The 6418-nt window shown below is 38.4% G+C and carries 6 protein-coding genes and 1 pseudogene; 1 reads left to right on the forward strand and 6 read right to left on the reverse strand.

The window, feature by feature from the left end; all coding sequences use genetic code 11:
• Positions 1-882 (reverse strand): IS110 family transposase (locus tag JEM49_RS08705; protein WP_201874659.1); only part of this gene is annotated, 882 nt, incomplete at its 3' end.
• A 473-nt stretch (positions 883-1355) separates the two neighbouring features.
• Between JEM49_RS08705 and JEM49_RS08710 the strand changes: the two genes are divergently transcribed.
• On the forward strand, positions 1356-2237 hold the full coding sequence (locus JEM49_RS08710) for a LysR family transcriptional regulator (protein WP_201874661.1): 882 nt from the start codon (positions 1356-1358) through the stop codon (positions 2235-2237).
• 42 nt (positions 2238-2279) lie between these two features.
• Here JEM49_RS08710 and JEM49_RS08715 read toward each other — a convergent pair whose 3' ends face one another.
• The 5 genes and pseudogenes from JEM49_RS08715 to JEM49_RS08735 all read right to left on the reverse strand — a co-directional run.
• A complete protein-coding gene (locus JEM49_RS08715; protein WP_025006440.1) occupies positions 2280-2648 on the reverse strand; it encodes a DUF956 family protein in 369 nt (122 codons plus the stop codon).
• A 3-nt stretch (positions 2649-2651) separates the two neighbouring features.
• Complete coding sequence (locus JEM49_RS08720; protein ID WP_098044409.1) at positions 2652-3572, reverse strand: PTS system mannose/fructose/sorbose family transporter subunit IID; 921 nt, start codon at positions 3570-3572, stop codon at positions 2652-2654.
• Positions 3573-3600: 28 nt separating this feature from the next.
• Positions 3601-4413 (reverse strand): PTS mannose/fructose/sorbose transporter subunit IIC, encoded by an 813-nt coding sequence (locus tag JEM49_RS08725; protein ID WP_025006442.1) that lies wholly within the window; start codon positions 4411-4413, stop codon positions 3601-3603.
• Between the two features lie 18 nt (positions 4414-4431).
• Positions 4432-5442: a PTS sugar transporter subunit IIB gene (locus JEM49_RS08730; RefSeq protein WP_087176925.1), complete on the reverse strand. Its 1011-nt coding sequence runs from the start codon at positions 5440-5442 to the stop codon at positions 4432-4434.
• A gap of 208 nt (positions 5443-5650) precedes the next feature.
• Positions 5651-6334 (reverse strand): annotated as a pseudogene (locus JEM49_RS08735) (alpha-galactosidase); the annotation flags it as partial.
• Between the last annotated feature and the right edge of the window lie 84 nt (positions 6335-6418).

Genomic DNA, 6418 nt, shown 5'->3' on the forward strand with positions numbered 1-6418 from the left:
AAATCTGCGTAAATCTCCTAACTCTGCTAAAACTCTGACTGCAGTGGTCTGTGCAAAGCCTGGAATGCTTTCTAGGTTTTCTAAATCATAATTAGGCAAAGACTTCGCTAACTTAACCATTCTTGCGATTAAATTTTCTCTTTGATCACTTAAATTAAGCAATCTGTGTGCATAATACTGCACTTGCTCGACTTCTATGCTAGAGCAAGATACAACTGGATAAGCTTGATGAGCTAATTTAATTAGTTTGTCTGCAGTCCTTTGTGCATGTCTAAAGGCAATTCCTTTTAAGTTCGTCAACCATGTAATAATTTGTTTTTTATCTGCTTTTCTTACTAAATCACAATGAGGGTAATGATTAACTATTTGCCAGTAATTCTTGCCTTTAGCAGCAGAAAATAAGTTTTCAATTTCAGGAAAAGTCGATTGTAAAGCTTGATGAAGTCTATTTTTAGCCATTACTAAGTCAGCTGTTAACTGGTTGTAGAAACGACTCAATGAATTAAGCTGCTTATAAGTTTGAGATTGAAGTTGATTAATTGGATGATGATATAGTCTTTGAATTAAGGCTAAATGATAAGCATCAGTTTTATCAGTCTTATTATGACGTAGTCCCATATCCATTTCTTTTTTAGCTTTAAGCGGATTAAGAACAACATATTCATAGCCGTAGTCTTCAAGAAAAGCCTGCAGTCTGCGTGAATAAACACCGGTAGCTTCAAAAATAATTTGCGGATGTTTAGAAAAAGCGGTTAATTCATGAAGCAATTGAATAAAACCAGGACGATTATTAGTAATGGTTAGTTCATTTTTGCTTTCACCAATTAGTTCACAAACAGTAGAAGTAGACTTGCTTACATCAATTCCAAAAGTAACTTGCATAATAAAAACCTCCAAAACTTAGTAGTAAAACGTATTTACTTAAGAAATCAGATCTAATTTTCTAAACTCGACATCTAGTGTCCACATTCTTCGAAGAGACTATTGAAAACTTAAGTAAAACTGCCAGTTTATTATGCGACATCAAGTGTCTAAAGACCTCAGGGCATATCGTTTTACTACTACTTTAATTCTACAAAAGAATAAAAATAGTGAATCAATTATCCCGTCGGATAACTAATTCACTATTTAGCTTAGAATGTTTTTTGTGCAAAAAAATCCTATTGATAGAATATCATAGAAATCTATCAACAGGATTTATCATAGAACCGACAATTTCTTGAATAAGTTCTTTATCTTGGGTCTTCATAATCTGCTACTCCTTTTCTTGCTCATTTTTAGTTTAAAAGATAAAGTAAGTAATGTAAAAAACTTATTAAGTATCACGTATAATAACTTTTATTTATGGTGAAAATATGGAATTAAGAGTTTTAAATTATTTCGTTGCCACAGCGCAAGAGTTAAACATGACGAAAGCGTCACAGAAATTATTAGTTTCTCAGCCTGCTTTATCACGCCAGATTGCGGATTTGGAAGACGAATTAGGGGTCAAGTTATTCAACCGCCAGCCGCGGCATTTGACTCTGACACCTTCAGGACAATATTTATTAGAGCAAGCAAAAGAAATTTTAGCTTTAACTGCCAAAACTAAGAGCAACCTGCAATCATCAGCTGTAATCAGTGGTGATTTAACTATTGCTGCCGGCGAAAGTGTTGGGATGCAAAGACTGATGAATATTGTAAGTAACATTATTCAGGACTACCCTACAGTTAAAATTCATATTCTAAGTGGTGACTATGAATTCGCTGAAAAGAAGTTAAACATCGGTACAGTCGATTTTGCGGCTATCATTGGTAATGTTAACCTTTCAAACTATGCTTCCATTCAATTGCCAGAACGAGACGTATGGGGTGTATTAATGACTCAGAACGATCCTTTAGCTAAAAAGAAGGCAATTACCCCAGCGGATCTGGTTGGCAGAACCGTTTTAAATTCTCAACAGGCTGACACGATGCACTATTTCGATAATTGGCTTGGCAATTACAAAGACGACGTCAATTTCATCGGAACGGTCAACCTAAGCTTTAACGGAACTTTATTAGTTAAAAACAATGCGGCTGTGATGTTAACACTAGATAAAATTGCTAATACTTCTAGCGAATCGGGTTTAACATTTAGGCCAATATCGCCAGCTTTAAGTGAACCAATCACGGTTATCTGGAAACATGAGACTAACTTATCCCCCGTTGCCGAATTATTCTTAAATAGATTGCAAGCTTCTATTGCTAATGACTAAAAAAATCCCAAGGCCATTCGACCTCGGGATTTTTAGTTTGCTTTATTTTTTCTTACGAGTAAAACGTTGCTTAATTTGTTGCCACATACTTAATGCTTTACGCATATGGTCAGCAGGTACATATTTTCTTATTGCACGCAATACCTTTTTAGGATCACGCGCAGCGAAGATAAATTTACCATTAGATTTAGTTCTAATTTCAAAACGTGGAATATAACGTCCATTAAAATGAACATCCGCAACTACATAAGTTACTTCTTTCCATGGAATTTGAACATAGTCTTCAACGTTTCGCTCATTATAAAATTCAAAAGCTTTATCGCCGATCATAATTTTTCCATAGGATGCAATACCTCTAAACCAGGTACCATCAACGGTCAGATCGACTCTTGTGTTAATTGATTTAGCCATTTATTAAAGAATGCCCCATACGTGGAAGAGAACACCGACAACGAAGATACCGATGATAATCCAGATTGGTGAAACCTTCTTCTTCAATAACCACATACAGAAGAATGTCAAAAGAAGACCAGCTAAACCTGGAATCAATGAGTCCAAGTTGTCTTGCAAAGTAGTAACTTTAGTACTGCTCAAAGCTTTACCATTACCCATGTTCCATTGCGTAAGAGCTTCTTGAATACCTTTGGCACCTGATGGAAGCTTGTCCCATTCGATGTAACCACCCTTTTGGATAGGGGTTTGTGAAACGATTGGAGTAAATTTGATGTTTACCCAACGTTCAATCAAGGCACCCAAAACGAACATACCCATCATTGAAGCACCACGGGTAACTTTTTGAAGCATACCACCTGACATGTCGTTAGTGATAGCTGAACCAGCGCTGTAACCAAATTCTTGTGTGTACCATAAGAAGGCAATTCTGATGATGTTCCAGATAACGAAGAACAAGATAGGTCCCATGATATTACCTGAAATGGCCATTGATGCACCTAAGGCACCAACAATTGGACGAACAGTGTACCAGAATACAGGGTCACCAACACCGGCCAAAGGTCCCATCATACCAACCTTAACACCTTGGATAGCGTCGTCAGTAACAGGAGCACCGTTAGCTTTATCTTCTTCCAAAGCCAAGGTAACACCAAGTACAGGTGAAGCTAAGTATGGGTGAGTGTTAAAGAATACCAAGTGTCTTTGTAAAGCAGCAGACAAATCTTTCTTGTCTGGGTATAACTTTCTCAATGCAGGAATCATTGAGTATGCGTAACCACCGTTCTGCATTCTTTCGTAGTTCCATGAACCTTGAAGGAATTGTGAGTGCCACATAACGTTAAAACGGTCACGTTTGGTTAATTTAATTTTCTTATCAGCCATTATTTAAATCCTCCTCTATGCGTTCATTTTAATAATCATCAATGATATCGCCGAGTGGATCGCCGGTACCGGCATCGCCAGAGTTGTTTGAACCTGAGCCGTTGCCACCCTTAGCTTCAAGAGCTAAGTACATCAAAGCCATTGAAAGACCGATAGCACCAAGGGCGATCAAAGTTAAGTCCTTGATAGCAGCTAAAGCGAAACCGATTGCGAAGAATGGCCATACTTCTTTACTTGCCATCATGTTGATAACCATAGCGTAACCTACAGCAACAACCATACCACCACCGATGGTCATACCAGCTGATAACCATTGAGGCATCATTGCAAGCCAACCTCTAACAGTGCTTGCTGGGATAGCCAAAAGCAATGCGGCTGGGATAGCGATTCTCAAACCTTGCAAACATACAGCAATCCATTGCCATACGTTGATCATACGCCAGTTACCCTTCTTAGCTTGTGCGTCCATGATGTGAACGATAGCAGTTGAGATAGTACGTACGATCATAGTTAAGAACAAACCAGCAACAGCCAAAGGAATAGCGATACCAGTAGCAGTACCGATACCAGCAGTACCTTGACCACCTTCAACCAAGATAATAGCTGAAGCTACTGAAGCCAAAGCGGCATCTGGTGCAACAGCGGCACCAATGTTTGCCCAACCTAAGGCGATCATTTGTAATTGACCACCCAAAATAACACCTAAGTCCAGGTGACCGGTAACTAAACCGATCAAAGTACATGCAACTAATGGTTGGTGGAATTGCCATTCATCCAAGATACCTTCCATACCTGCAAGAAAGGCAACACCCACTACCAAAATCATTTGTATAGCGTTCATTTATTTACTCCTAATTAATTATTTCTTTTGTTCGTCAAGTAAGGTTTGAGCCTTCTTCAAGATAGAATCCATGTTACCTGGAGCATCTGAAGGAACCTTTCTAACATCAAACTTAACGCCCATCTTTTCAAGTTCACGGAAAGTATCAACGTCTTCTTGGTTCATTGACAATACGTTGTTGGCGTTAACGTCGCCTTCCTTGTATGACATTGAACCAACGTTGATATCCTTAAGATTAATACCGCCCTTGATAGCTCTCAAAACATCTTCTGGATTTTCAAACAAAAGAAGTGCGTGTGTGTTACCAAATCTTGGATCCTTTGCGATTTCTTCCATCTTCTTAAGTGGAACAGTGTGAGCTTTAACACCTGCAGGTGCAGCTTCACGAATCATACTCTTACGCAAGTCATCCTTAGCAACACTGTCTGAAACAACAATTACTCGATCTGGCTTCATTGCTGGAATCCAACCAGTAGCAACCTGACCGTGAAGTAAACGTGAGTCGATTCTTGCCAAAACGTACTTAATGTGACCGTCACCAATTACAGTACCTTCTGGAATTGACTTCTTACTGCCCTTAGCTGAGCCCTTGTCAGCGGCTGCTGCAGGAGCAGCGGTCTTTGGCATTAAGTCAGATGGCTTAGTCTTGATACCATCCTTAGCAGGTTCAACTACCTTTGTAGCGATTTGACGTGCAGTAGCATTAGCATCCATCATTCTTTCAGTTAATGCTTGTACAACCATTGGTAAATTCATACCAGCTACAATTGCCCATTTATCATGCTTTTCAGCAAGACCATTTGCTTGGTTAAATGGTGTACCACCCCACAGGTCAACCAAGAATAGAACTTCATCTTGGTTTTCAAATGAAGCAATTGCTTTTTCCATTTTGCCACGAATGTCATCTGGGCCTTCACTAGGCTTTAAGATAACATGAGCAAAATCTTTTTGTTCACCGAAAAGCATTTGCGCAGATTGTGCAATACCATCGGCAAAACCACCATGGCTGGCTAAAACAATTCCTACCATGTAATTTCCTCCTCTAGATCAAAAAAATGAATCCGCTTTTATTATACGATAAATGCTTTCTTTTACAAAGGAATTTTCGAAAATAATTTCAGTTAGGGAAAATAATTTCCAATTTCTAAACTCCTTGTCCCACTAGCTAAGTGGAAAAATAAAAAGCAATTTGACATTACTGCAAATTTGCTTTTAGGTGAATTTTATTTCTAAAAAATTAATCAACCGCGACAAAATATTTTACTTCTGCGGCGAAATCCTGTTTCATAACAGAATCATAGTAACCAACTTCCATTAGTTCATCCCCACCATAAATTTGACCCGTATTTTCATCACGGTAATCGAGATCAGGATTTAAGCCATATAACTTTGTCTGAGTAAATACCGGCTGAACCTGCGACATAATATTGAAATTCATTACTAAAACTTCTTTTTGATCTTTAGAAACGAAGTTCCATGCTGCCTGATTGCTGCTAAATGGTGATTTCAAACGATAAAAATCGCCGAATTGAATTAAATGACGCAATTTTTTATAATCATTAATTTCTTTCTCTATCTCTAAAGAATCCTCAGATGATAACTTGGTCAAATCCAATTCATAACCTAAATCACCACTCATCGCAACGGCATAACGCGTTGCAAGTGGAGTATAACGACCATTTTGTTCATTAGGACTCACAGATACATGAGCACCCATCATATTAACCGGATAAACCAAGCTGGTACCATATTGAATTTTCATTCGATCAACCGCATCTGTATCATCGCTCGTCCAAATCTGAGGCATGTAATAGGCCATGCCTGCATCAAAACGGCCACCGCCACTAGAGCAAGCTTCAAATAAAATATCGGGATAAGCAGACACCAATTTTTCCATCAAATCATATAGACCTAAAACATATTAAACAAAAAAGAAGGAAGCTAGGCTTCCTTCTCTCTCCTTACTCCGGCTGTCAGACTCGAACTGACGACATCTTGATTAACA

The organism is Lactobacillus sp. A27 (assembly GCF_016742815.1).
In the GTDB taxonomy this organism is placed as follows: Bacteria; Bacillota; Bacilli; order Lactobacillales; family Lactobacillaceae; genus Lactobacillus; species Lactobacillus gallinarum.

What these genes read in the sequence shown, in the direction of transcription:
- JEM49_RS08720 (WP_098044409.1), bottom strand. Translation starts at nt 3,572, where the DNA reads ATGGCTGATAAGAAAATTAAATTAACCAAACGTGACCGTTTTAACGTT.
- JEM49_RS08710 (WP_201874661.1), top strand. Translation starts at nt 1,356, where the DNA reads ATGGAATTAAGAGTTTTAAATTATTTCGTTGCCACAGCGCAAGAGTTA.
- JEM49_RS08730 (WP_087176925.1), bottom strand. Translation starts at nt 5,442, where the DNA reads ATGGTAGGAATTGTTTTAGCCAGCCATGGTGGTTTTGCCGATGGTATT.
- JEM49_RS08725 (WP_025006442.1), bottom strand. Translation starts at nt 4,413, where the DNA reads ATGAACGCTATACAAATGATTTTGGTAGTGGGTGTTGCCTTTCTTGCA.
- JEM49_RS08715 (WP_025006440.1), bottom strand. Translation starts at nt 2,648, where the DNA reads ATGGCTAAATCAATTAACACAAGAGTCGATCTGACCGTTGATGGTACC.